The organism is Planotetraspora mira, from assembly GCF_016863275.1.
In the GTDB taxonomy this organism is placed as follows: domain Bacteria; phylum Actinomycetota; class Actinomycetes; order Streptosporangiales; family Streptosporangiaceae; genus Planotetraspora; species Planotetraspora mira.
On the sequence record NZ_BOOO01000009.1, the window covers coordinates 32,254 to 55,215 of the forward strand.

Annotated in this window: 19 protein-coding genes; 6 read left to right on the forward strand and 13 right to left on the reverse strand. The window is 68.5% G+C overall.

The features are described from left to right. Positions 1–10: 10 nt before the first annotated feature. The 7 genes from hisC to Pmi06nite_RS08820 form a co-directional block, all read right to left on the reverse strand. Positions 11–1,069 (reverse strand): histidinol-phosphate transaminase, encoded by a 1,059-nt coding sequence (gene hisC, locus Pmi06nite_RS08790; RefSeq protein WP_203952403.1) that lies wholly within the window; start codon positions 1,067–1,069, stop codon positions 11–13. A gap of 105 nt (positions 1,070–1,174) precedes the next feature. Further along, on the reverse strand, positions 1,175–2,266 hold the full coding sequence (locus Pmi06nite_RS08795) for an acyltransferase family protein (RefSeq protein ID WP_203952404.1): 1,092 nt from the start codon (positions 2,264–2,266) through the stop codon (positions 1,175–1,177). Between the two features lie 134 nt (positions 2,267–2,400). Then, the gene (locus Pmi06nite_RS08800) at positions 2,401–3,057 is read right to left on the reverse strand and encodes an NUDIX hydrolase (protein WP_203952405.1); all 657 of its coding nucleotides are present in this window, start codon (positions 3,055–3,057) and stop codon (positions 2,401–2,403) included. Positions 3,058–3,067: 10 nt separating this feature from the next. Further along, a complete protein-coding gene (locus Pmi06nite_RS08805) occupies positions 3,068–4,672 on the reverse strand; it encodes a DUF4434 domain-containing protein (RefSeq protein WP_203952406.1) in 1,605 nt (534 codons plus the stop codon). A 269-nt stretch (positions 4,673–4,941) separates the two neighbouring features. Continuing rightward, entirely contained in the window at positions 4,942–6,030 is a 1,089-nt protein-coding gene (locus Pmi06nite_RS08810) for a glycosyltransferase (protein ID WP_203952407.1), read from the reverse strand. Between the two features lie 13 nt (positions 6,031–6,043). Continuing rightward, complete coding sequence (locus tag Pmi06nite_RS08815) at positions 6,044–7,306, reverse strand: nucleotide sugar dehydrogenase (RefSeq protein ID WP_203952408.1); 1,263 nt, start codon at positions 7,304–7,306, stop codon at positions 6,044–6,046. Positions 7,307–7,404: 98 nt separating this feature from the next. Next, positions 7,405–8,934, reverse strand: coding sequence for a glycosyltransferase family 4 protein (locus tag Pmi06nite_RS08820; RefSeq protein ID WP_239113768.1), 1,530 nt, complete (start codon positions 8,932–8,934; stop codon positions 7,405–7,407). Positions 8,935–9,104: 170 nt separating this feature from the next. Between Pmi06nite_RS08820 and wecB the strand changes: the two genes are divergently transcribed. Both wecB and Pmi06nite_RS08830 read left to right on the forward strand, forming a co-directional pair. Beyond that, on the forward strand, positions 9,105–10,232 hold the full coding sequence (gene wecB / locus Pmi06nite_RS08825; protein ID WP_239113769.1) for a non-hydrolyzing UDP-N-acetylglucosamine 2-epimerase: 1,128 nt from the start codon (positions 9,105–9,107) through the stop codon (positions 10,230–10,232). A 69-nt stretch (positions 10,233–10,301) separates the two neighbouring features. Next, complete coding sequence (locus tag Pmi06nite_RS08830) at positions 10,302–12,359, forward strand: glycosyltransferase family protein (RefSeq protein ID WP_203952410.1); 2,058 nt, start codon at positions 10,302–10,304, stop codon at positions 12,357–12,359. Positions 12,360–12,439: 80 nt separating this feature from the next. On the opposite strand, the gene Pmi06nite_RS08835 is transcribed toward Pmi06nite_RS08830, so the two are convergent. The 4 genes from Pmi06nite_RS08835 to Pmi06nite_RS08850 all read right to left on the reverse strand — a co-directional run bounded on the left by Pmi06nite_RS08835 (position 12,440) and on the right by Pmi06nite_RS08850 (position 16,542). Beyond that, positions 12,440–13,933: an SPFH domain-containing protein gene (locus Pmi06nite_RS08835; protein ID WP_203952411.1), complete on the reverse strand. Its 1,494-nt coding sequence runs from the start codon at positions 13,931–13,933 to the stop codon at positions 12,440–12,442. 30 nt (positions 13,934–13,963) lie between these two features. Then, complete coding sequence (locus Pmi06nite_RS08840; protein WP_203952412.1) at positions 13,964–14,164, reverse strand: NfeD C-terminal domain-containing protein; 201 nt, start codon at positions 14,162–14,164, stop codon at positions 13,964–13,966. 162 nt (positions 14,165–14,326) lie between these two features. Next, on the reverse strand, positions 14,327–15,439 hold the full coding sequence (locus tag Pmi06nite_RS08845; RefSeq protein ID WP_203952413.1) for an acyltransferase family protein: 1,113 nt from the start codon (positions 15,437–15,439) through the stop codon (positions 14,327–14,329). Positions 15,440–15,735: 296 nt separating this feature from the next. Beyond that, positions 15,736–16,542 (reverse strand): SDR family NAD(P)-dependent oxidoreductase, encoded by an 807-nt coding sequence (locus Pmi06nite_RS08850; protein WP_203952414.1) that lies wholly within the window; start codon positions 16,540–16,542, stop codon positions 15,736–15,738. Positions 16,543–16,728: 186 nt separating this feature from the next. On the opposite strand from Pmi06nite_RS08850, the gene Pmi06nite_RS08855 reads away from it, so the two are divergent. Genes Pmi06nite_RS08855 through Pmi06nite_RS08870 form a run of 4 tightly spaced genes read left to right on the forward strand, consistent with a single transcriptional unit; the run spans position 16,729 to position 20,641 of the window. Beyond that, entirely contained in the window at positions 16,729–19,299 is a 2,571-nt protein-coding gene (locus tag Pmi06nite_RS08855; RefSeq protein WP_203952415.1) for a sensor histidine kinase, read from the forward strand. Then, positions 19,296–19,703, forward strand: a complete 408-nt coding sequence (locus Pmi06nite_RS08860; RefSeq protein ID WP_203952416.1) for a roadblock/LC7 domain-containing protein — start codon at positions 19,296–19,298, stop codon at positions 19,701–19,703. Before Pmi06nite_RS08855 ends, Pmi06nite_RS08860 begins: the two co-directional genes overlap by 4 nt. A gap of 13 nt (positions 19,704–19,716) precedes the next feature. Further along, the gene (locus Pmi06nite_RS08865; protein ID WP_203952417.1) at positions 19,717–20,085 is read left to right on the forward strand and encodes a DUF742 domain-containing protein; all 369 of its coding nucleotides are present in this window, start codon (positions 19,717–19,719) and stop codon (positions 20,083–20,085) included. Beyond that, on the forward strand, positions 20,066–20,641 hold the full coding sequence (locus tag Pmi06nite_RS08870; RefSeq protein WP_203952418.1) for a GTP-binding protein: 576 nt from the start codon (positions 20,066–20,068) through the stop codon (positions 20,639–20,641). Before Pmi06nite_RS08865 ends, Pmi06nite_RS08870 begins: the two co-directional genes overlap by 20 nt. 1 nt (position 20,642) lies before the next feature. On the opposite strand, the gene Pmi06nite_RS08875 is transcribed toward Pmi06nite_RS08870, so the two are convergent. Both Pmi06nite_RS08875 and xylB read right to left on the reverse strand, forming a co-directional pair. Beyond that, positions 20,643–21,386 (reverse strand): DUF998 domain-containing protein, encoded by a 744-nt coding sequence (locus tag Pmi06nite_RS08875; RefSeq protein WP_203952419.1) that lies wholly within the window; start codon positions 21,384–21,386, stop codon positions 20,643–20,645. 132 nt (positions 21,387–21,518) lie between these two features. Continuing rightward, entirely contained in the window at positions 21,519–22,883 is a 1,365-nt protein-coding gene (gene xylB / locus Pmi06nite_RS08880) for a xylulokinase (protein WP_203952420.1), read from the reverse strand. Positions 22,884–22,962 lie beyond the last annotated feature (79 nt).

A 22,962-nucleotide genomic window follows, 5' to 3' on the forward strand; every position in this document is an offset into this window, starting at 1 on the left:
CACAGGCCGGTCAGCCCCTGAACTCCTCGGCGACGGCGAGGAAGACGTCGTTGGCCTCCACGTCGCCGATCGAGACGCGCGCGCCCTCCCCCGGGAAGGGACGGACGGCCACGCCGCTTGCGGCGCAGAGGTCGGAGAACTCCATGGTGCGGTCACCGAGACGCATCCACACGAAGTTGGCCTCGGTAGGCGGCACCGTCCAGCCCTGTGCGATCAGGGACTCCCGCACGCGGGTCCGCTCCTTGACGACGGACTCGACGCGCTCGAGCAACTCGCCCTCGGCGTCGAGGGACGCCAGGGCCGCCGCCTGAGCGAGGTGGTTGACCGCGAACGGCAGTAACGTCTTCCTGACGGCCGCCGCCACCGGCGCATGGCCGATGAGGTAGCCGACCCGCAGCCCCGCCAGGCCGTACGCCTTGGAGAACGTCCGCAGGACCGCCACGTTGGAGCGGTCACGGTAGAGGGTCAGCCCGTCGGGCACGTCGGCGTCCCTGACGTACTCCCGGTAGGCCTCGTCGAGGACCACCAGCACGTTCTCAGGCACCCGGTCGAGGAAGCGCCGCAACTCGGCCGTGCGGTTGACCGTGCCGGTCGGGTTGTTCGGGTTGCAGACGAAGATCAGGCGCGTCTCCGGCGTCACCGCATCCGCCATGGCGTCGAGGTCATGGGTCTCGTCCACGAGCGGAACCTCGACCGACACCACTCCGGCGAGGCTGGCGAGCGTCGGGTAGGCCTCGAAGGACCGCCAGGCGTACATCACCTCGGCCCCCGGCTCCCCGACGGTCTCCAGCAACTGCTGGGCCACCGCCACCGATCCCCCGCCCAGGGCGACATGGTCGTACGGCACGCCGTACCGCGCCGCGATCGCCTCGGTCAGCTTCACCGAAGCCGGATCGGGATAGCGATTGACCTCGCCGGCCGCCTTCGCGATCGCCTCGACGACGGAGGGCAGCGGCTCGTACGGGCTCTCGTTGGAGGAGAGTTTGAACGACCGGCCTTCTGCGGAAACCACGGTCTTGCCCGGCTTGTAGGCCGGCATCGTGTCGAGGATCGCACGGAATCGAGGCATGTTCTTACCTTAGGAGATGGGTGGGAGAGCATCGCAACCCGCCGGGATTCGGCGGCTTGGAGCGGGCTTGGGCCGAGTTCCGACCTCCGGCCCGATTCGTCATGATCACGACCCTGCCGGCTCCGCTGCGGGACGAGGAGTCGCGTCGCGGCCGGATCCACCCGCGCGGGCCAGGTGGCCGTCCGCGCTGATCGAACGGTCGAGTGCCGCCTTCAGAGGGCGCTGCAGGGGCTTCTCCACCAACCGGTGCACCGCGAAAGCGACTCCGAGAGCGATCATCACGATCACCGGCAGGGCCAGCCGGTGGCCCAGCGGCTCGTGCAGCCAGCCGATGAGCAGGAAACCGACATGGTGGTGGAACAGGTACAGCGGGTAGGTCAGCGCTCCCAGCGTGGTCAGCCACCGCCAGTCGACCCGGTCGAACACGCCGACGGCCACCAAGATCATGAGCACGAAGATGAGGGTGATGACGCCGGCCAGGAGGGCGGACCCCAGCCCGCTCCCGAAGCGGTCCACGGCGGCCGAACCGGTCCTCAGCTCCTGGATGACGCCCAGCGCCCAGGCCAGGCCCACGAACAGCCAGAGCAGGAGCGACCCGCCGAAGCGGTGGATCAGGAACAGCGCCATGCCGCCGATGAAGTACGGCGCGCTGTAGGGGACGAGCACCGCCTTGATCAGACTCGAGTTCACCTGCTGGGCGAAGACCATGAGGATCACCCAGATGCCGAGGAACGCCAGGCACCGGCGATAGGTGATGCCGATCGCGGCGAAACACATCATCAGGACGTAGAAGACCAGTTCCGGCCACAGCGTCCAGTACACGATCTCCAGGTCACGTATCCGCAGCCCGTTCTGCATCATGGTGAGGTTGGCCAGCAACTCGGTGAAGGTGGGCCGATGATCGGTGATCAGACCGCCGAGTGCCAGCCCGCCGAGGAGGATCACACTCGCCCAGTACGCCGGGTAGAGTCGCGCGATCCGCGAGGAGGCGAACGCGCCGGGGCTGCGTCCCCACGCGCTCATCAGGATCACGAAACCGCTGATGACGAAGAACAACCGCACGCCGTACACGCCGAACATGGTGACCGTGCTCAGAGTAGGGAACGCATGCGTGGTGCCCCAGGCTCTCGTCTCCGTGTAATGAAAGAGCACCACCATGAGTGCGGCGCAGAATCGGAGCAGGTCGAGAACTCGCAACCGTCGCGAGTTAGCCACTTTGACCGACAAATCGGAAGTACGTGGCAAATCAGAAATAGGGGGCGCCGTGTCCAGCATGTGCCGGAATATATCGGCACTGCCATCTTAGTAGGAAAGCGCCCAGAGGGGACGCGCTAGACGCGGAGCATGGGGGGGTGAAGCAGCACAGCGGGGCCGCGGCGGTGGAGCATGGCCGGCCGGCCGCCGTCCCTGGTCGTGGTGTGCCCGGTGGGCATGAGGAAGCCCTCGGTCTTGGTCACCTTGCGGTGGAAGTTGCGCGGGTCGAGTGGGCGCCCCCACACGATCTCGTAGACGCGGCGCAACTCGGCGACGGTGAACTCGGGTGGACAGAAGGCGGCGCCGAGCGAGGTGTACTCCAGCTTGGCCCTGGCCCGTTCGACCCCGTCGAGCATGATCCGGCGGTGGTCGAACGCCATGTCCGTCAGTGAGGCGACCGGCTGCCAACTCATGTGCGCCTCGGTCGAGGCCGGCAGGTCGGGAGCGAGCCCGAGGTAGGCCACGCTGACCACCCGCTGACGCGGGTCACGGTCGGGATACCCGTACGTCTGAAGTTGTTCCAGATGGACGGGGACACCAGGCAGTCCCGCGCGTTCGGCCAGGACGCGGCCGGCCGCGGCGGGCAAATCCTCCTCCAACTGGATGAACCCGCCCGACAGTGCCCAGCGGCCTTCGTACGGCGGCTTGTTCCGCCGCCATACGAGCGCGCTCAACTCCTGGCTCCTGACAGTGAGGACGACCAGATCCACGCTGACCGGTATTCGCGGGATCACGGAAGGCACGCTACACGCCGTTGTCGTAATAAACCGGTTCCGCCGCCTTGCGGCCGTCCGCCGAGGTGATCTCGACCTGCACCCAGGTGTTCTTCGGGACGGCGGCCCAGTCGAACGGGACCCACACCTTCTCCGCGCCCTGGGGGAGTCCGGCGATCGGCGTGGTGTCATGCCAGCCGACCTTCGCCGAGTCGATCTTTCGCGGCTCCTTGAGCGTGCTCCAGGACACGCTGACCACGGCGTCACCGAGGTGGTAACCGGTGATCTGCAGCCCGTCCTGGATCTGCCGCGACTGTCTGCTCGCAGCGATGGGAATCGGCCGGTCCCAGTCCTCGGCGATCTGCTTCGACAGCGGCGGCGATCCACAGGTGTAGAACCCGTTCCACATGTAAGAGATGATCTTCGAGACGTACGGCCCGGCCAGCGTCACCTGGGTGTCGAGTCGCGGCTTGTTGATGTTGCCGCGGTAATCCTGGTCACCGCAGCGCCCGACCGCGGTCGGCTGGAACGCCTCCAGGTTGGCCCAGAGTTGGACGTTCACGCCCTCCTTGGCCAGTTCCTCGCGCGCGACGGACATCGCCGCGAAGTACCCCCGGGTCGCCGCGTGGTAGGCCTTGGCGTACGTCGTGTCGCCCACGATGGGCTTCAGCCGCGAGTCCACCGGCTGGTCCGTCCAGTTCGGCCAGAACAGGCCCAGCTTGCCGGTGCCTCTGCCGTCCTGGGGCGCGATGATGTCCACACCGGTCTTGGCGAGGACCTTGAAGCCCTCAGCCACCTGACCCGGCGTCGGAGAGTAGCTGTACTTCTTGCGGGCGTCCATGTACGGGCTGACCATGATCGGCACGCCCGGCATCTCCTCGCGGACGACGCGGTTCTGCGCGCTGTACACCTGGAGCGTCCCCACCCGATCCGGTTCGGGCCAGTTCCTCAGTGCCAGCTCATAGGTCTGATAGACGCCACCCAGGGACGCACGCCCCTTGAAACGCATGGCGTAATCGCGCGTGACCCGCCGGGTCAGGTCAGTGAGGGGACCGATGTGCCGTACGTCGGCCTGGAATGTATCCGCATCGCGCGGCGAGGGGGGAAGTGAGGGGAAGACCTTGATGCCGAACCGGTCACCCAGGTCCAGCAGTTTGCTGAGGCTGTCCGTCGCGCCCCCGGAGACCAGGATCAGGTCATAGCCGGTTCCCTTGGAGAAGTCACAGGTGGCGTTGTCCGCCCCGTCCGGCAGGACGATCAGCCGATAGAACACCGAGGTTCCGACAGTGATCTTGTGCTCCATCGACGGGCAACTGAAGACGCCGGGGCCGAACCGCTCATCGGTGTCGTAGGCATAGGTGCGGAGGATCTTGTTGCCGGGGTTGGCGGCCTTGAGGTCCTTCTCCGCCGCCCGCACACAGGTGAGCCCGTTCTCCTTGCACGCGCCGTAACGAGCGTCGGGCTTGGCCTTCTTCTTCGGACCCTCCGTCAGGACCCTGCCCTGGGAGTCGACCTCGCGCGGCGAGAGCTTGAATCCGAACCGTATGACCGTGTCGCCACCGATTTGGTGGACTCCCTCGAACTGGCGCTGCCAGGTGCAGGGGTCCTTCTCCGGCATCACCCAGAAGCCGGTCACCGGATACGCCACAGGCGACGGCGCAGCGGAGGTGCCACACGGATCGGCACTCGGACTTGGGCTGGGGCTTGGACTGCGACTCGTTGGGCCCTTGGAGGCGGTCGATCCAGTCGTCCGTACTTCGGCGACGCGGGAATCCCAGGCGTCATGCCGGAAGACGGTCACGGCGACGGCGACGCCGAGAAGAACCACCACGCCCAGAACTACAGAAAGGCCGCGCACGCTCGAACACTACCGCCCGTCGAGTAAGACAAATCGCATCCGGCGCCTTAACTCTTGACGCCCGCCCACTCCTCCAGGTGACTGACGAACCGTGGCGCGGAGTTCGGCCAATGGTGGTTCGCCCGTGCGGCGGCGTAGCCGCGCGCGCTCGTCCCGGCACGCTCCACCGCGTCGTCCCGCAGTCGGAGCACGGCCCGCGCGATGGCCTCGGCGTCCCGCCAGGGGACCACCGTCCCGGACCGGTAACGTTCCACGAGCTCGACGGCCCGTGGTGACGGCGTCGTGATGACCGGAACGCCGTGTGCCATGTATTCGACGATCTTCGTGGGCATGGAGTGGCGGTAGTTCGGCTCGTCGTGCAGGAGCGATAGCCCGGCGAGCGCACCGTCGAGCCGCTTCAGAGCCTCGTCGTTCGGCATGAAGTCACGCCATTCGAGGATGCCCTGCTCGACCGCCTCCTTCAGGATCGGCCGGGTCCTCGGATCGGCGTACCCGATCAGCTCGACCGCCACCTTGTTCCGCTGGAGGATCCTGGCCGCCTCGACGGCCTCGTGGACTCCCCGGGCCTCCGATAACCAGCCGAGATAGACGACTCGGTCGTCCCCGGAGGGGCTGACGTGGTCGGGCACCCAGGTGTCGTTGGGGACCACCGGGTGAGGCCGGCGGAACCGTCCCGTGTACGCGCTCTCGGCGAGCAGCAGGTGCAGGTGGCGCTCCGCCGTCCCTTCCATCAACCGGGCGAGGAAGCGCACCGGCGGACGGAGGAAGGCGGGGAGCCACGGCTTCAGCGACAGTGTCGCCGGAGTGTCCTCGTGCACGTCCCAGACGACGGGCGGGCGCTTGCGCACCCCCGCCACCGCGAGCAGCAACTCTGGGTCGTGGATGAGCGCCAGGTCGACGCGGCCGCGCATGCTCTTGAAGAGCCGGCGCGCGGCCCGTACGGCCGTGACGCGGCGCCGTTCCGCGGCCCGGGGCAGGTCGACACCTGTCACCCAGGAACGTGGAACGGCGCCGCGCGCGGTGTACGGCGCGGCATACGTGACCTCATGACCGGCATCGACCAGCGCGCGGATCTGCCGGTGCAGGATCCGGGCGTCTTCGGGGTGATGGACCACCGTCATGACGAGCACGTGCACGAAACGGACCCCCCTACAACCGCTCGACGCGATCGCTCGTGGTGAGCACGCCCCGCGTGTCGAGCACAAGGTTGGACCGCTCCTCGATGAGGTCGAGGTCGAACACCGAGTGCTGCTGGAGCAGGACGGTGACGTCGGCCTTCGCGAGGGCCTCGGCGAGATCGGCCTCGCGCGGAATCGGGGCCCCGTTGACCGACCACTCCTTGACGTACGGGTCGCAGAACGAGAGCTCGGCCCCCAGTTCCAGCAGTGCCTCCGCCACGGGGATCGCGGGCGTCTCCCGTTCATCCGCGATGTCCGGCTTGTACGTCACACCGAGGAGCAGCACGCTGGAGCCGTTCACCGGCTTGCGCGCCTGGTTCAGCAGTCGCTGCACGCGAGTCGTGACGTACGACGGCATCCGCTCGTTGATCTCCTGCGCCAGCTCGACGAACCGGAACGGGTAGCCCAGCTTGCGGACGGTGTACGACAGGTAGGACGGGTCCACGGGGATGCAGTGGCCGCCCACGCCCGGGCCGGGAAGGAACTTCTGGAACCCGAACGGCTTGGTCGAGGCCGCCTCGATGGACTCCCACAGGTTCACGCCGAGCTCGTCGCAGAAGATGGCCATCTCGTTGACCAGAGCGATGTTGACGTGGCGGTAGGTGTTCTCGAGCAGCTTGGCCATCTCCGCCTCACGCGTGCCGCTCACCGGCACCACGCGCTCGACGAACTGTCCGTAGAAGGCGCTCGCCCTGTCCTTGCAGGCGCTCGTGTACCCGCCGACGACCTTCGGCGTGTTGCGCAGCCCGAACTTGGCGTTGCCGGGGTCGATCCGCTCCGGCGAGAACGCCAGGTGGAAGTCGACGCCCGCGACGAGCCCCGACTTCTCCAGGATCGGCCGTGCGACCTCGTCCGTGGTACCGGGCCAGGTGGTGGATTCGAGAACCACGAGCGTCCCCCGCTGGAGGTGCTCGGCCACGGTCCGCGTCGCGCCTTCGACGGCCGACAGGTCGGGACGGTGGTCCTCGTCAAGGGGAGTCGGCACACAGATGACGATGGTGTGCGACTGTGCCAGCACCGACGCGTCCAGGGTGGCGGTGAAGCCACCCGAGATCATTGCGTCGAGATCGGCGTCGGTCAGGTCGTCGATGTACGAACGACCTGCGTTCAGCGCGTCGACCTTACGAGGGTCGACGTCGAGACCTGCAACCCGGAGCCCGGCGGCCGTGGCCTCTTTGGCCAACGGCATGCCCACATAGCCCAACCCGATGATCGTGAGATCGAAGCCGGTCACGACGCTACCTGGGTGTAGAGACAACACTTCATGGTTGCAAAGGCTATCCCAAGCTAGCACCAAGAATGCCTAAACCGGCGCATCCGTATTTGGGGGGATTATCTGGATTCGGTCAGGATCTCGTAGATCCCACGGTACGTCCGCGCGAGACTACTCCAGGTACGCCGGGCGGCCACCTCGGCCCTGCCCGCCTCACCCATGACACGCCGCCGCTCCGGGTCGTCACGCAGGGCTGCGAGAGCCTTCGCGAAGGCCTCCGGGTTGCCCGGCGGCACCAACAAGCCGGCGCCGTCGGCGCCCACGAGCTCGGAGAGCGCCGGGAGGTCGCTCAGGACCACCGGCTTGCCGAGCGCCATCGCCTCGACCGGCTTCAGCGGAGTCACCAGACGACAGACCCGCAGATCCTCACGGGGGCAGGCGAAGATGTCGATCGCCGCCTGCGCCTGGAGCGCCTCGTCGGGACCCACCCGTCCGGGCAGGAGGGCGATGTCCCGCAGGCCGAGACGCTCCACCTGGGCGAGCAGTGCGGGCCTCTCGGCGCCGTCGCCGACGATGAGGACCCGCACCGGCGTACCGGCATCCCTGAGCAGGGCGGCGGCGCTCAGCAGGGTCGCGAACCCCTCATAGCCCACGATGCTCGACACCGACCCGACGACGATCTCGTCCTTGGCGATGCCGTACATGTCGCGGAACGCGGAACCGTCGTAGTTCGCGGTGAGCAACGCGTCGTTCACGGCGTTGGGTGCGAGGTGGATGCGGTCCCGGGGGACGCCACGCTCGACGATCTCGGCGGCCATCGTCTCGGCGAGCGTGACGACCGCGTCGGCCTCGCGCATGATGTGCGCCTCGCGATCGCGCTGCATGACATGGCGCTCGCTGCCGATGCGGACCGGGTCCCTGGACGTCCAGGTCTCCTCGAGGAAGCCGCGCACCTCGTAGACGAACGGGGTGCCGGTGCGCTCACGCACGGCGAGCGCGACCGAGCCGTTGCGATGGTCGGTCGCCGCGTGCAACACCTGCGGCCTGAGGGTCCGTACGAGCTCCGACACGTCGGCCGCGCCGCGGATCATGCGGCCCCTGCTCTCGAACGGGATGTCGCCCTTCGGCAGCAGCCGGTAGTAGGGCACGCCGTCGATCTCCTCGTACGGCGTGGCCTCGGTGTGCCCCTGGAGCATCGGCCAGCCCCAGCTCGTCACGACGTGGGGGTCGAGCCCCTCTTCGGCCTGCGCCGTGACGATGCGATGCGTGCGGACGGTGTAGCCCGCCTGCGTGTACGGCAACGCGTTGGTGACCATGTGCAGAACCCGGCCGGCCACGCGCTCACCCATGATGACCCTGGGCTTGGGCGGGATGGGGTCGGCCCCGATGGCCGCCTTCTCCCCCTCGTAGTACGCGATCCGCTTACGGACCAGCGGCCACTTGGTGCGCGGCCGCAGCAACTCGACGGCCTCCGTCATACGTCCGGCCTCGAACTCGGCCTTCGCCTTGTCCAGGGCCGGGCTCATGATCCTGTGCACCGTCAGCCTGGCGGACTGGGTCACCCAGCCCACCATCGGGCGCATCCGGGTCGGCATCGCGTCGGCGGCGGCATGTGCGACCCGGGCGGGGTCGGACGTGACCTTGCTCACGAATATTCGTGAGACGACGACGGGGTTCTTCACTAAGCCACGAAGAAACCCGCGAAAACCGGCCTTCGCCGACTTAGCTGAGACCTTGGATGGCTTGATGGCCTCGGATTCCACGGCGTGACCGTACCATAGGCTCCGGATTGCCCCAGGCTTACATGAAAGGCGAGGTAATGGCGGAGAACGCCCTTGTTCTACACGTGCTGGGCGCCCGGCCCAACTTCGTCAAAGCGGCCCCCGTGGTCAGCGCGCTGGCCGAACTCGGAGTGCGGCAGGGCATCGTTCACACCGGCCAGCATTACGACGCTCTCATGTCGGACGTCTTCTTCGCCGACCTGGGCCTGCCCGAGCCCATCGCCAATCTCGGCGTCGGTTCGGGAACACACGCCCGGCAGACGGCGGCCTTGCTGACCGGCCTCGAAGACGTCATGACGGAGCACTCCCCGTCGCTCGTCGTGGTCTACGGCGACGTGAACTCCACACTGGCCGCGATCCTCGTCTGCGCGAAACTGCACGTGCCGACGGCGCATGTGGAGGCGGGCCTGCGCTCGTTCGACCGGGACATGCCCGAAGAGGTCAACCGGGTCGTCACCGACGCGCTCGCGGACCTGCTGTTCGCCACCTCGCCGGAGGCCCTGTCCCACCTGGCCAACGAGGGTGTGGACCCGGCGAGGGTCCATCTCGTCGGCAACCCGATGATCGACAGCCTTTTCTCGGCGCTGCCCAAGCTCGACCCCGCACCGATCCAGGAACGCCTGGGCCTGTCCGGCCGCTATGCCGTCGCCACGCTTCACCGGCCGGCCAACGTCGACGACCCCGAATCGGCACGCGAACTCGTGAACGCGGTGGCGGAGGTGGCCGAGCAGGTGCCGCTCATCGTGCCGCTGCATCCCAGGGGACGCGGGCGGCTGGCCGAAGCCGGGCTGGTCGACGGGCCGAACATGAAGATCATCGATCCGCTGGGCTACGTCGACTTCCTGTCCCTCGTGCGAGGCGCGGCACTGGTCGTGACCGACTCCGGCGGCGTGCAGGAGGAGACGACCATGCTCGGCGTCCCCTGCCTGACCATCCGTCCCAACACCGAACGGCCGATCACCGTCACGCACGGCACCAATCGGCTGGTCACCCCCGCCTCGCTGCCCGCCGCCGCGGGCAAGTCGCTGGCGGACGGCGCCACCACGCCGAGCGGCGAACTTCCCCCATTGTGGGACGGCGCGGCCGGCCCTAGGATCGCGCGGGTGATCGCGGCCTGGCTGCGGGGCGACAACCTTTCCCCTGCGGCCAAAGGCAAGGTCGGCTAGCTCCCGTGCACGGCAGCACGAAGGTGGCGAGGGCCACCGCACGACAGATCTTCCTTAGGGGGACGAAGCATGGCTGAGAATCCAGACCCGCCACGTTTTCAGCGGCTCGGCCCCGCGAACTGGCTGCCTGAGGAACGCAAGATCATTGAGCGTTACGAGCAGCGGATCCGCGAGCTGGAGTTGAAGCTCGCCGGCAAAGAGGCCCGCGCGGAGTACGCGGTCTGGAAGCTCAAGGCCACCCAGGTCCGGCGCCCCTACCGGGTCGTGCAGGCGCTCGCGGGGGCTGCGAAGTCGGCGGATTTCGTCCGCCTGCCGCGGGACCTGGGCAGGGCCATCAAGGGACGCAAGAGCCCCAAGCCGCCCTTGCCGGTGGTCGAAGCGGTGGCGCGCGTCAAGGGGCGGGCTCCCAAGGTGGAGATCCCCACTCTGCAGTGGCCTGACGGCCCCATCGTGCGGCCCGACATGCGCGTCGCCGTGATTTTGGACGACTTCTCCCGCATGGCATTCCGCTACGAGTGGGACCAGATCGAGTTCGGCCTCGACGACTGGCGAGAGGTCTTCGCCGACAAGCGCCCCGAGATGCTGTTCTGCGAATCGGCCTGGCACGGCAACGAGACCAGATGGCGCTACCAGATGACCGGCACCAACGCTCCCAAGCAGGAGCTCCGCGACCTCATCGCGTGGTGCAAGCAGGAGGGCATTCCCACGGTCTTCTGGAACAAGGAGGACCCGCCCAACTTCGATCTGTTCATCGACACGGCCAAGCTGTTCGACTACGTGTACACGTGCGACGGCGACATGGTGCCGAAATATCGTGAAATTGTGGGTCACGACCGGGTGGGAGTCCTGCAGTTCGCGGCCCAGCCGCGGATCCACAACCCCATCCAGACCCGCGAGGGCCGGCCGTACGACATCGTGTTCGGCGGCATGTACTTCCGGGACAAGCACCCCGAGCGGCGCGAGCAGATGGAGACGATCCTCGCCCCGGTCCGCAAGCTCGGCCTGCACATCTTCGCCCGCAACGGCACGGTGGACGACAAGTACGCGTGGCCCGAGGAGTACGTCCCCCACATCGTGGGCGAGCTTCCGTACGAGCAGATGCTCGCCGCGTACAAAATGTACAAGGTCTTCCTGAACGTGAACTCGGTGATCGACTCGCCGACCATGTGCGCCAGGCGGGTCTTCGAGCTGTCGGCCTGCTCGACCACCGTGCTGTCGGGCTGGTCCCGCGCGATCGAGGAGACCTTCGGCCCGCTCGTCCCCATCGCCCGCACGGAGGAGGAGGCCTACAACCGGGCGCTGTACTTCATCAACAGCCCCGAACTGCGGGCCCGCCAGGGGCACCTGGCCATGCGCGAGGTGTTCGACAAGCACCTGTTCTCCCACCGGGTCGACCAGATCCTCGCCGATGTCGGCCGGCCGGTCGTCCCCCGGTCACGGTCGGTTTCCATCGTCCTGCCGACCAACCGGCCCGGCCAGATCGACCACGCGATCAGCCAGGTCGCGCGACAGCGGCACCGCAACCTGGAACTCGTGCTGGTCCTGCACGGCCTGTCCGAGGACACGAACGTCATCAGGGACAAGGCGCTGGCCGCGGGCATCCCGGCGGTCAAGGTGCTGAAGGCCGACCGTTCATGGACGTTGGGCGAGGTGCTCAACCACGGGATCGCTCACGCCGAGGGTGAGCTGATCTCCAAGATGGACGACGACAACCTCTACGGCGAGCACTACCTGTCCGACCTTCTGCGCGCCTTCGACTACAGCAATGCGGAGATGGTGGGCAAGGGCGGGCATTACACCTACTTCGCCCACCAGGACGTCACCGTGTACCGCCTCCCCGGGCTTGAGCACCGTTACACGCATCTCGTCCAGGGCGGGACGATCACCGCCAAGGCCGATCTCATGCGGTCGATGCTCTTCGAGCCGGTCAACACCGGCGAGGACACCCGCCTGGTACGGCGCTGCCAGGAGGAGGGCATCCCCATCTACTCGGCCGACCGGTTCAACTTCGTCTACATGCGCAACTCCGACGCCGCCGCCCACACCTGGCAGGCCGCCGACCACGTGCTGACCCGGAACGCCCAATTCTCCTTCGTCGGCAACCCGGAAGCCCACGTAATGCTCTGATCACCGCCCTGACGCCTGAACCCCTGCCTCTCGGCTGCGATCACGTGTGATCACGGCGGAGAGGCAGGGGTTCATGTCGTTCAGGCGGGGTTGACGGGCTTGACTGGGGCCGCTGGCGGTTCGGAGCCGTTGACGCCCGCGGGCCCTTGCTTGGCGAGCAGGGACCGGGCCAGTCCGAGGCCGGTGCCACCCAGCGTCAGGGCCTTGGCCAGCATCTCCTCGATCCCCTGTGCGCCGTTCAGCACGACCATGTGGTCGATGTTGCCGAACGCCTTGGAACCCGCCTCCACGATCTGCGGCCAGTTCTCGGCGAGTTGCTGCGCGATGACGGCCTCCTGGTTCTCGGCGAGGGCCTCCGACCGTGCCCGGATCGCCTCGGCCTCGGCGAGACCACGGGCCTTGGCGGACTCCGCCTCGGCCAGACCGCGGGCCCTCGCCGCCTCCGCCTCCGCGAGACCGCGGGCCTTCGCCGCCTCCGCCTCACCGACTCCGGTCGCCTTCGTCGCCGCCGCCGCGGCCTCTCCGCGAAGCCGTACCGACTCGGCCTCGGCGGCCGCCGCCTGCTTGACCTGAGACGCCTGAGCCGCCGCGCGGAGCTCCGTCTCCCTGGCCTCCGCCTCGGCCTGCGCGATGCGCGCGTCCCGCTCGGCCTGAGAGAGCGTCACGGTCTCGTACGCCTTGGCGTCGGCGGGCTTGCGAACCTGGGACTGCAACCGCTGCTCGGCCAGCTGGGCCTCGAGCTCGGCGGCCCTGGTCTCCTGGACGACGACCTCCTGGCGAGCGGTGGCCTCCGACAAGGGCCCGGCCTGCCGCGACTTGGCCGCGGCCTGATCGACGTCGGCCTGGTATCCGGACTGCTGGATCTGAGATTCACGGATGGCGGCCGCCTTCTTCGCGGCGGCGATCTGCTCGGCCTCGGTCGCCTCCTGGTCCCGCTGCGCCTGGGCGATCCGCGCCGCGGCGGCGATCTTGGCGGCGTACGGCTTGCCCAGGTTGATGATGTAACCGGTCTCGTCGTCGATCTCCTGGATCTGCAGGGAGTCGACGACCAGGCCCAGCTTGCCCATCTCGTCGGCGGCCGAGCTGCGGACCTCGGCCGTGAGCCGCTCGCGGTTGAGGATGAGGTCCTCGACGGTGAGGTTGCCGATGATCGAGCGAAGGTGGCCGGTGAACAGCTCGTGGATCGCGCTGTTCATGAACTCCTGCTGGTCGAGGAAGCGCCGGGCCGAGTTGGCGATGCTGGCGAAGTCGTCGCCCACCTTGTAGATCACAACGCCCCGCACCTGGACGGGGATGCCCTGCTGGGTCACACAGGACACCTGCAGGTTCGATACCCGGCTGTCGAGCCGGAGCCGGCGCGCGGTCTGGAACCCCGGCATCACGGCGGTGCCCTTACCTGTGACGATCTTGAAGCCCAGGCTGTCGGCGAGGTCGTTCCTCGACCGGGCGCCGAGACCCGAGATGATCATGGCCTCGTTCGGCTCGGCCACCCGCCAGACGGCCTTGAACAATAAGACGATGACGACGAGGGCGACGATGATCGCGCCACCCAGAACAGCGATCTCCGTAGGCATGCGAGCCTCCGCGACGTGGGGAGTGGAAGGTCAGACGACCGCGCGAGCGACGTAGACCGTGCGTGGCGGTGAATACTCCACGACAACGATGATCGACCCCACCGGAATCTCTTCGTCGGGCACGCTCGGATAGGCGTAGAACGCCTCGACCCCCCCGCGGATCGGCACCATCACCTCGCCGACAAGGCCTGGGCCGATCTTGCCCGTGACTCTGCCCTGTCTCCCGACCACCCGTGTCACCCCGTCGTCTTCGCATTCACTGCGAATACGCAGGCTACTCGCCGGAAACCGAAACGTCAGTATTCGTAGGAGATGTAACGGCGTGTCTGCCGTACGACTTTCAGGCGATTCACATGTGCCCAGGTGAACCGCGTTGCGCCCATGTAGAAGGTCTCACCCGTGTACGGCAGGCTCGCGGGAGTGCACGCTTTCGCCGTCGCTCGCAGCCGGCGCCGCGGATGGCTGCGAGCCCGCCTTGGTACGCGACTCCGGCCGCCTGAGCTTGGTGAAGGCCCAGGACATGTTCGGTTCGACCGCCCAACTGGTGAGGCGCCGGACAGGCGGCGTACAGAGCACGGTCGCCAGCACCAGGCCGAAGACGATCACCAGCGTGACACCGAGCGGGTTGTCGAGCCGGCCGTAGAACCGTTCGACCATCTTGACCACGAAACCGTGCAGCAGGTACGCGTACATGGTCGCGGCACCCAGCCCGGTGAACCACATGCGGCGCCGCGGCGTGATCGCGATGAAGGCCGCCACCAACAACGCCCCCGCCACCAGCAGGGCGAGCCGGATGAGGCTGCCGCTCAGATCGTCCACGCCGATCTGTGAGTTCGCCTGCCGCCAGCGGATCCACTCGGTCGGCACCTTCATGTGCACGGCGAAGGCGACAACGAGCCCCACGAGCAGGACGGCCGCTCCGGCGAGCCTCGCCCACCGCTGTCGCAGGATGTCGAGATGCTCCGGCTTCAGCATGAGGCCGAGGACATAGAACGGCAGCAGGGCGAGCGTGCGGTTCATGGACAGCTCGTCAGGCAACGCGCTCGTCCCCGACAGGAGCGACAGGCCCACCGCGACCACCAACGGCCACCGCAACTGCTGCCACACCGGCGTGGAAAGCCGCCACAGGAAGAGCGACATCAGGAACCACGTCAGGTAGTACGGATCGAGCAGGCTGATCTCCAGCTTGCCGTACAGAAACAAACGCGGCAGCGAATAGGCGACCTCGAAGATCACGTACGGCACGGCGAGGCCGCTGATGAGCTTCCGCGCCTTACCTGCAGAGAACGTGAAATTTCGTGACAAATAGCCGCTGATAACAATGAAGAGCGGCATGTGAAACAGATAGATGTAGAAGTAGAGGGCGTGCGCGCCCTTCACATCCCGCAGATTCTCGATGAGGTGGCCACAGACCACGAGAAGGATGGCCAGGTACTTGGCGTTGTCCAGGAGGGGGTCCCGAGCGGACGTGCCAGGCTTCACAGAGGCGGCGGGAGACGCGGTCACGGTGCCGGACCCTACCGACTGCGCGTATGTCGTGATAGGTAACGGCGAACAAATTTTGCCGTAACCCTCATCGACCACTCCACTACGTGATCACAAACTGAATATTCGCAGCTCAGGCCGTATTCATACGAATTCGCGCATGATCACGAACCGTGGTTTCGCAGCTCAGTCGTCATCTTTCCGAATGTGTGCATGATCACGCACCATGATTGCGCAGGTCGGAGGGGCTTTCTCCGAAGGTGTGCATGATCACGCGGGAGGGGTGGGTGGTGCGGTGCGGTGCGCCTGAGCGGGGGTCACAGGGAGCAGGCGGTCTGGCTGGCGGACCAGAGGGCCTCGGCGAGCCGGGGATCGGTCATCGTCCGGGGCACGGTCGCGGGGACGTTCTTGACGAAGAACCGGCCCGGGTGGCCGACCCCGTCGGCGTGGGTGACCAAATGGACGATCCTGTCCGCCCCCGCCTCCGGCGGCTCGCTCATTCCCGGCACGACCGTCAGGAACTTCATGAAGAACGTGCCCGCGGCGAAGCCCGTGTTGAGGACGCCGGGATGCAGACAGGTGGCCGCCAGCCCGCGGTCGGCGAGCGCGACGGTGAACAGGGCGTTGGCCTGTTTGGTGTCGCCGTACTGCAGCCATCCGCTCCACCGGCGCCGATCCCTGGACAGGTCGGCCGGATCCAGGCGGCCCGTCCTGGCCGCGCGCGACGAGGTCGTGACGACCCGCGCGGACGACTCCTTCAGGCGGTCGAACAGCAGGTTCGTCAGGAGGAACGGAGCCAGATGATTGACCTGCATCATGAGCTCGTGCCCGTCGGCCGTCCGCTCCCGCCGGGTCGTCATCACGCCCGCGTTGTTGACCAGGACGTCGATGCGTTCGTAGCGGGCGAGCAACTCGTCCGCGAGTCTCCGGACGTCGTCCAGGACCGCGAAGTCGGCCTGGAACGTGCCAGGCGCGGTTCCGGTGGCGGCGGCGACTTGATCGGCCACCGCTGCCAGCCTGGCGGGGGTACGCCCCACGAGCACTAGTTGGTGCTCCCGCTTTGCGAGTTCAAGCGCCACAGCAGCACCGATTCCGGCACTGGCCCCAGTAAGCACTGTAATCATCAGGACCTCCACTGCGCCAGAACTGTATCGGTGCTAGTCTCCTATGCGATCTTCCGGAGGTGCATTTCCCCATAAATGCGGCGTGAGCCTCCACGCACTGCAGGAGTGGCCATGGGTTCCAGAAACCGGTCGATTCGGTTCAAGATCTTCTTGTTACTACTGCTCCCATTGCTCATGCTGAGCGCTTTGTGGGGATTTGTCCTTAAGCTCACGGTCGGCGACGGCGTCGCCCTCCTCCAGGCCAAATCGTTGTACGACTCGATCGGCGTGACCTCCGCCGACCTCGGCCTGCACATCCAGGCCGAGCGTGCGCTGACCATCCGCATGCTCAGCGCGAACCAGACGAGTTCGTCCGCGGTCACCACGCAGCAGGCCAAGACCAGCTCCGCGGCCGACACCTTCACCAAGGCCGTGCACGAGCAGGAGGACGGGGGCGCCCTCGGCGGCGACCTCAAGGCCCCGCTGGACGCCCTGCTCGCCTCGCTCGACCGCCTGCCGTCGATCCGCGAGTCCGTCACTCTCGGCAAGTTCGACCGGCTCGAGGCGATGAACGCCTACAACGGGGTCATGGACGAGTTGTTCGGGCTCTACGACCGCCTCGTCTCGGTGCCCGACCTGTCCATCTTCCAGCAGGCCAGTGCCATGCAGGCGATGGGCAACGCCTACGAGATGATCGCCCGCGAGGACGCCCTGGTCCGCGGGACGATCATGAGCGGCGGCAGGCTGACCCGCGACGAGCACAAGGCCTTCACGGAATGGGCCGCCGACCGCCGGTTCATCTACCAGAAGTACCGGCCGATCCTCAAGGGCGGCATGCGGCAGCCGTACGAGGACGTGCTGAACTCCCAGACCTTCGACCGGTTCGCGACGCTCGAGGACGGCGTCGTGACCGCGACCACCGGCAGCCTGTACGCCATCGACCGTGACAAGTGGGCGCCCACCGTCGACTCCCTCAACGCCCGGCTGGACACGGCACGCGTCAAGGCGTCCGACGCGCTCACGACGGAGGCCACCTCGGCGGCCGGCGCCATCGTGACCCGCATCGCGATCGCCGGCGGGCTCGGCCTGCTGGCGATCCTGGCCACGATCGTCTTCTCCGTCCGCTTCGGCCGCCGCCTCGTCGGCGACCTCGCCGGCCTGCGCGGGGCCGCGCTCGACCTCGCCGATGTACGGCTTCCCGATGTCGTGGACCGGCTCCGCCGCGGCGAGGACGTCGACGTCGACGCGGCGGCGCCGCCGATCAAGGCGACCGGCTCGAGCGAGGTCGTGGACGTCGCCAACGCGTTCGGCACGGTGCGGCGCACAGCCGTGGAGGCCGCCGTCGGCCAGGCCAACCTGCGGCGGGGCGTCAGCCAGATGTTCCTCAACCTGGCCCGTCGCAAGCAGAGCCTGCTCCATCGCCAGCTGACCCTCCTCGACTCCATGCAGCGCCGGTCGGCGGACCCCGAGAGCCTGGAGGACCTCTTCCGGCTCGACCACCTGACCACGCGCATGCGCCGGCACGCGGAAGGCCTGATCATCCTCTCCGGCGCCACGCCCGGCCGCTCCTGGCGCAAGCCGGTGCCGGTCATGGACGTGGTCCGCGCGGCGATCTCCGAGGTCGAGGACTTCACCCGCATCTCCCTGCCGACGATGCCGAACGCCTCCGTGACGGGCTCGGTCGTGGCGGACGTCGTCCACCTGCTGGCCGAGCTCCTCGAGAACGCGACGGTCTTCTCCCCGCCGCAGACCAAGGTGCTGGTGCGCGGCGAGGTCGTCGCCAACGGACTGGTCATCGAGATCGAGGACCGCGGTCTGGGCCTGTCGCCCGAGGAGTACGCCGACATCAACGAGCGGCTGGCGAACCCGCCGGAGTTCGACCTGGCCGACAGCGACCGCCTCGGGCTCTTCGTGGTCGGCCAGCTCGCCGCCCGTTACGGCATCGGCGTGTTGCTGCGCGGCTCGCCGTACGGCGGCACGACCGCGATCGTGCTCATGCCGCGGGCCCTGGTGGCCGACGACGGATCCCCTGCGGCGATCACCGGCTCCGTGGCCCATGCGACGGGCGTGGGACCCGGCGCCAGGCGGGCCATCACGGCGCCGGTCACCGCGGAGGTGACCGAGCGGGAGGCGATCTCCGAGCTCGCGCTCTCCCAGGGCGCGGCTCCGGAGACCGCGGCCTCCCCGGCTGCCGATCAGTCCAGCCCGGACACCTCGCCGTTCTTCACACCCGCCGCGCTGCGGACCGAGGCCGTCCCCTCCGCGGCGCGCGACGACCTGCCCGAGAGCGAGCCGGCACCCGGTCTGCGGGCGGTGCCACAGGACTCCCCTCTCGTTCCCGGCCTCGACGACAAGCGGATGGGCGCGTTCGCGGACCTCTCGGGGGGCGGCCCCGGCGCGGGTTCCTCGAACGGATCCACCGTCAACGGCCTTCCCGTCCGCGAACGCACGACGCGCGGCCGCACGGTTCACGAAGGCGCACCCCACGCGGACCTCGCCAGGCCGCCGGCGGCCGGCGCCTCCAACGCGAACGGCACGCACGCGGGATTGCCCCGGCGCGTACGGCAGGCCAATATCGTTCCTCAGCTCCGCGACGGGTCGCAGCCGCTGGGCGCTCCTACGCCGGACCCCGAGGAGCGATCGCCGGAAGAGGCCAGGGCCATGTTCTCCGCCTTCCAGGCGGGCGGACGGCGTGGCCGCGAGGACTCCGAGCAGCCGGAAGGCAACGAGTACGGAAGCTTCGCAAACAACACGCATGGCGAGAAGGGTGACGAATGACCGGCAAAGCGACGTCGACCGGCGAGCTCAACTGGCTGCTCGACGATCTCATCAGCAGGGTCGCCGCCGTCCGCCAGGCGGTGATCCTCTCCACGGACGGCCTCGTCGTCGGAGCGTCCCAGGGCCTGAGCCGGGAGGACGCGGAGCATCTGTCCGCCGTCGCCGCCGGCTTCCAGAGCCTGGCACGCGGCGCGGGGCGTCACTTCGGCGGCGGCGAGGTGCGTCAGACCATCGTCGAGATGGAGTCGGCGTTCCTGTTCGTGACGGCCGCCGGGCAGGGCACCTGCCTTGCCGTGCTCGCGGCGTCCGACGCGGATGTGGGCCACATCGCCTACGAGATGGCCATGCTCGTCAAGCGTGTCGGCCAGCACATCTCCACGAGCCCGCGGCGGTCCCCGTCATGAAGCGGGGCGCCGTATGACGGGGCCGCGCTGGATGGACGAGGAGGCCGGACCAGTCGTCCGGCCTTTCGCCCTGACCGGGGGCCGAGCACGGTCCTCCGGTGACAACCTCGATCTCATCGCCATGGTGAGGTCGACCGGAACGCCTCCGCACGGTGACACGACCATCGGTCCCGAGCAGCGGCGGATTTTGGAGATCGCGCGCTCGGGGGCGTCGGTCGCGGACATCGCATCCGACGTCGACCTGCCACTCGGCGTGGTCCGCGTACTGATCGGAGATCTGCACGACCAAGGGCTGATCGTCGTACGGCCTCCGGTCACGGTCGCGCCGCAGCCCAGCGAGCGCATTCTCAAGGAAGTGATCAATGGCCTTCGCGCCCTCTGACGAGCCGGTCGCTCTGAAGATCCTCGTCGCCGGCGGCTTCGGCGTCGGCAAGACCACGCTGGTCGGCGCCATCAGCGAGATTCGTCCCCTGCGCACCGAGGAGGTCTTGTCCGACCGCAGTGTCGGTGTGGACGACATCGACGGGGTGGAGGGGAAGACCACCACCACCGTGGCGATGGACTTCGGCCGGATCACGATCCGGGAAGGCCTCGTGGTCTACCTGTTCGGCACCCCCGGGCAGGAGCGCTTCTGGTTCATGTGGGATGAGTTGTCCTACGGCGCCCTGGGAGCGGTCGTGCTGGCCGACACCCGTCGCCTGACGGACTGCTTCCCGTCCATCGACTACTTCGAGCAGCGCGGCACGCCGTTCATCGTCGCCGTGAACTGTTTCGACGGCGCGGAGCGCCACGAGCCCGACGACGTGCGGGTCGCACTCGACCTCGATCCCGAGGTCCCGGTGCTGCTCTGCGACGTCCGCAGGCGGGCGTCGGCCAAGGTGGTCCTGGTCACTCTGGTCGAGCACGCGTTGAAGACCCTGACGGCCGCCCAGCGCTGAATCACGCAGCGAGCTTCGGGGGCCCCGCGGACGTCAGGGCCCCCGAAGCGCCCGCCGGGTCCAGCGGCCGCACAGCGGCCCGCTCCCCGACGGTCACGAACCGGCGCCGCCGCACATCGGCCACCTCTCGCAGCGTCCCCGCCCACGTGAGCCGCAGCAGCCGTACGGCGAGCACCAGGAGAACCGCCACCTCGGTGCCGAGGAGAAGCCGTTCGACCAGGCCGACCATCACGCCGTGCCCCGGCAGCGCCACGTAGGTGATGGCCGCGAGGCCCAGCCCGCCGGCCAGCGCGAGCCACTCCACCGGCCGCGCCGCCGGGCTCCATCGCTCGTCCTGCGCCAACCGCCCGACCAGGAGTGTCGCCGCGGCCGGAAGGCTCACGAAGGCGGCCGCCGACAGAACGAGGTGCACGGCGGTCGCCCAGCCGCGCCCCGCGCCCGCGGCCGTCGTCGGCACGAACGCCGCCGCCATGAGCGACATGCTCCAGACGATCATCAAGATGCGCGGCCAGCCCTCGACCGGGGCGCGCACGGCGCGCATTCCGGCCAGCAGCGCCAGAGACGAGAGCCCGAGGACCGCCATGGCCGCCTCGATCCCGACGCCGCGGTCCAGTGAGGCGTACTCGCTGATCGTCATCGTGACCGGGTCGAGGGCGGAGTCTCCTGCCACCTGAGCCGTGACCACGTAGATCACCGCGAACAGGATGCCGCCACAGGCGATCACGGGATAGAGCCTCTTGACCATGTCTCGAGGATCCCGCGAGTGGGTGCGTCCGGGCATCCGGGTAAACGCCCAAGATGTCCCGGACACACCCTCAGGGTCGCCTCAGGGTAGGTGTTTCCGCCCTCGCCTCCGGCAAGGCACGCCGGGGCCGCTCTAGAGGTCGCTCGCTTCCCGGTAACGGTCGCGGAGCCCCTTGGTGACATCGGCCTCGTAGAGCTCGGTGTCCGCCGCCTCCCAGCGAGGAGGCTCGGGAGCACCCGAGACCAGCCACGCCGCCTGGCGGGCCGCCCCGTCCGCGACGTACTCACCCGGGCTCGGCACCAGCACGGGCGCGCCGAACACGGTGGGAGCGATGCGCCTGACCGCCTCGGACCGGGCTCCGCCGCCGATGAGCAGCACCCTGTTCGCCGTGAGCCCGAGCGCGTCGAGCGCGTCGGCGAGGCCGCAGAGCATGCCCTCGACGGCCGCGCGGGCCAGGTGCTCGGGGGTCGCCGTGGCCAGCCTCAGCCCGTGCAGCGAACCCGTCGCGTCAGGCCGGTTCGGCGTGCGCTCCCCTTCCAGGTACGGCACGAGCACCAGGCCGTCGGCACCGGGCGGAGCCTGCAGAGCCAGGTCGCTGAGCTGTTCCTGGGTGACCCCGAGCATGCGGGCGGCCGCCTGCAGCACTCGGGCCGCGTTCAGCGTCGCGACCAGCGGCAGGAACCGTCCGGTCGCGTCGGCGAACCCGGCGACCGCTCCCGAGGGATCGGCCGACGGCAACTCCGCGACGGCGAACGCCGTACCCGATGTGCCGATCGAGACGACGACGTCTCCGGGCCCGATGCCGACTCCGAGCGCGGCGGCCATGTTGTCGCCCGTGCCCGGCGCGAGCCGTACGGCGCCGGCGACACCGGCCTGCTCCGCCGGACCGAGCACGCGCGGCAGTGCCGGGGTGGCGCCCATCGCCATCTGGAGGAGATCGGTCCGGTAGGACCCGGTCGCGGGCGACCAGTAACCGGTGCCGGAGGCGTCTCCCCTGTCGGTGGTGATCTCGGTGGGCCGCCCGGCGAGCTTCCACGTCAGCCAGTCGTGCGGAAGGCAGACCGAGCTCGTACGGCCCGCCTGCGCGGGCTCCTGCTCGGCCAGCCACCGGAGCTTGGTCACGGTGAACGACGCGACGGGAACGCTGCCGACGGCGGCGGCCCACTTGTCCGGGCCGCCGAGCTCGGTCACCAGATCGGACGCGGCCCGGGCGGAACGGGTGTCGTTCCACAGAAGCGCGGGCCGCACGACCTCGCCGTCCTCGTCGAGGCACACCATGCCGTGCTGCTGGGCGGCCACGCTCAGGGCCTCGACGTCGTCGAGGCCTCCGGCCTGGTCGATCGCCGTCCGCAGCGCCGCCCACCACGCGTCGGGATGAACCTCTGTCCCGTCCGGATGCGTGGCGCGCCCTTCACGCACGAGCGCGCCCGTCTCCGCGTCGCGGATCACCACCTTGCAGCTCTGGGTCGAGGAGTCGACCCCCGCCACGAGGCTCACGATCGTCCTCCAGCCCCGATCGTCCCCGCGCACGTCGTCCGTGCGGGTGCACGTCCCACGAGCGGACGCCTCATCCGCG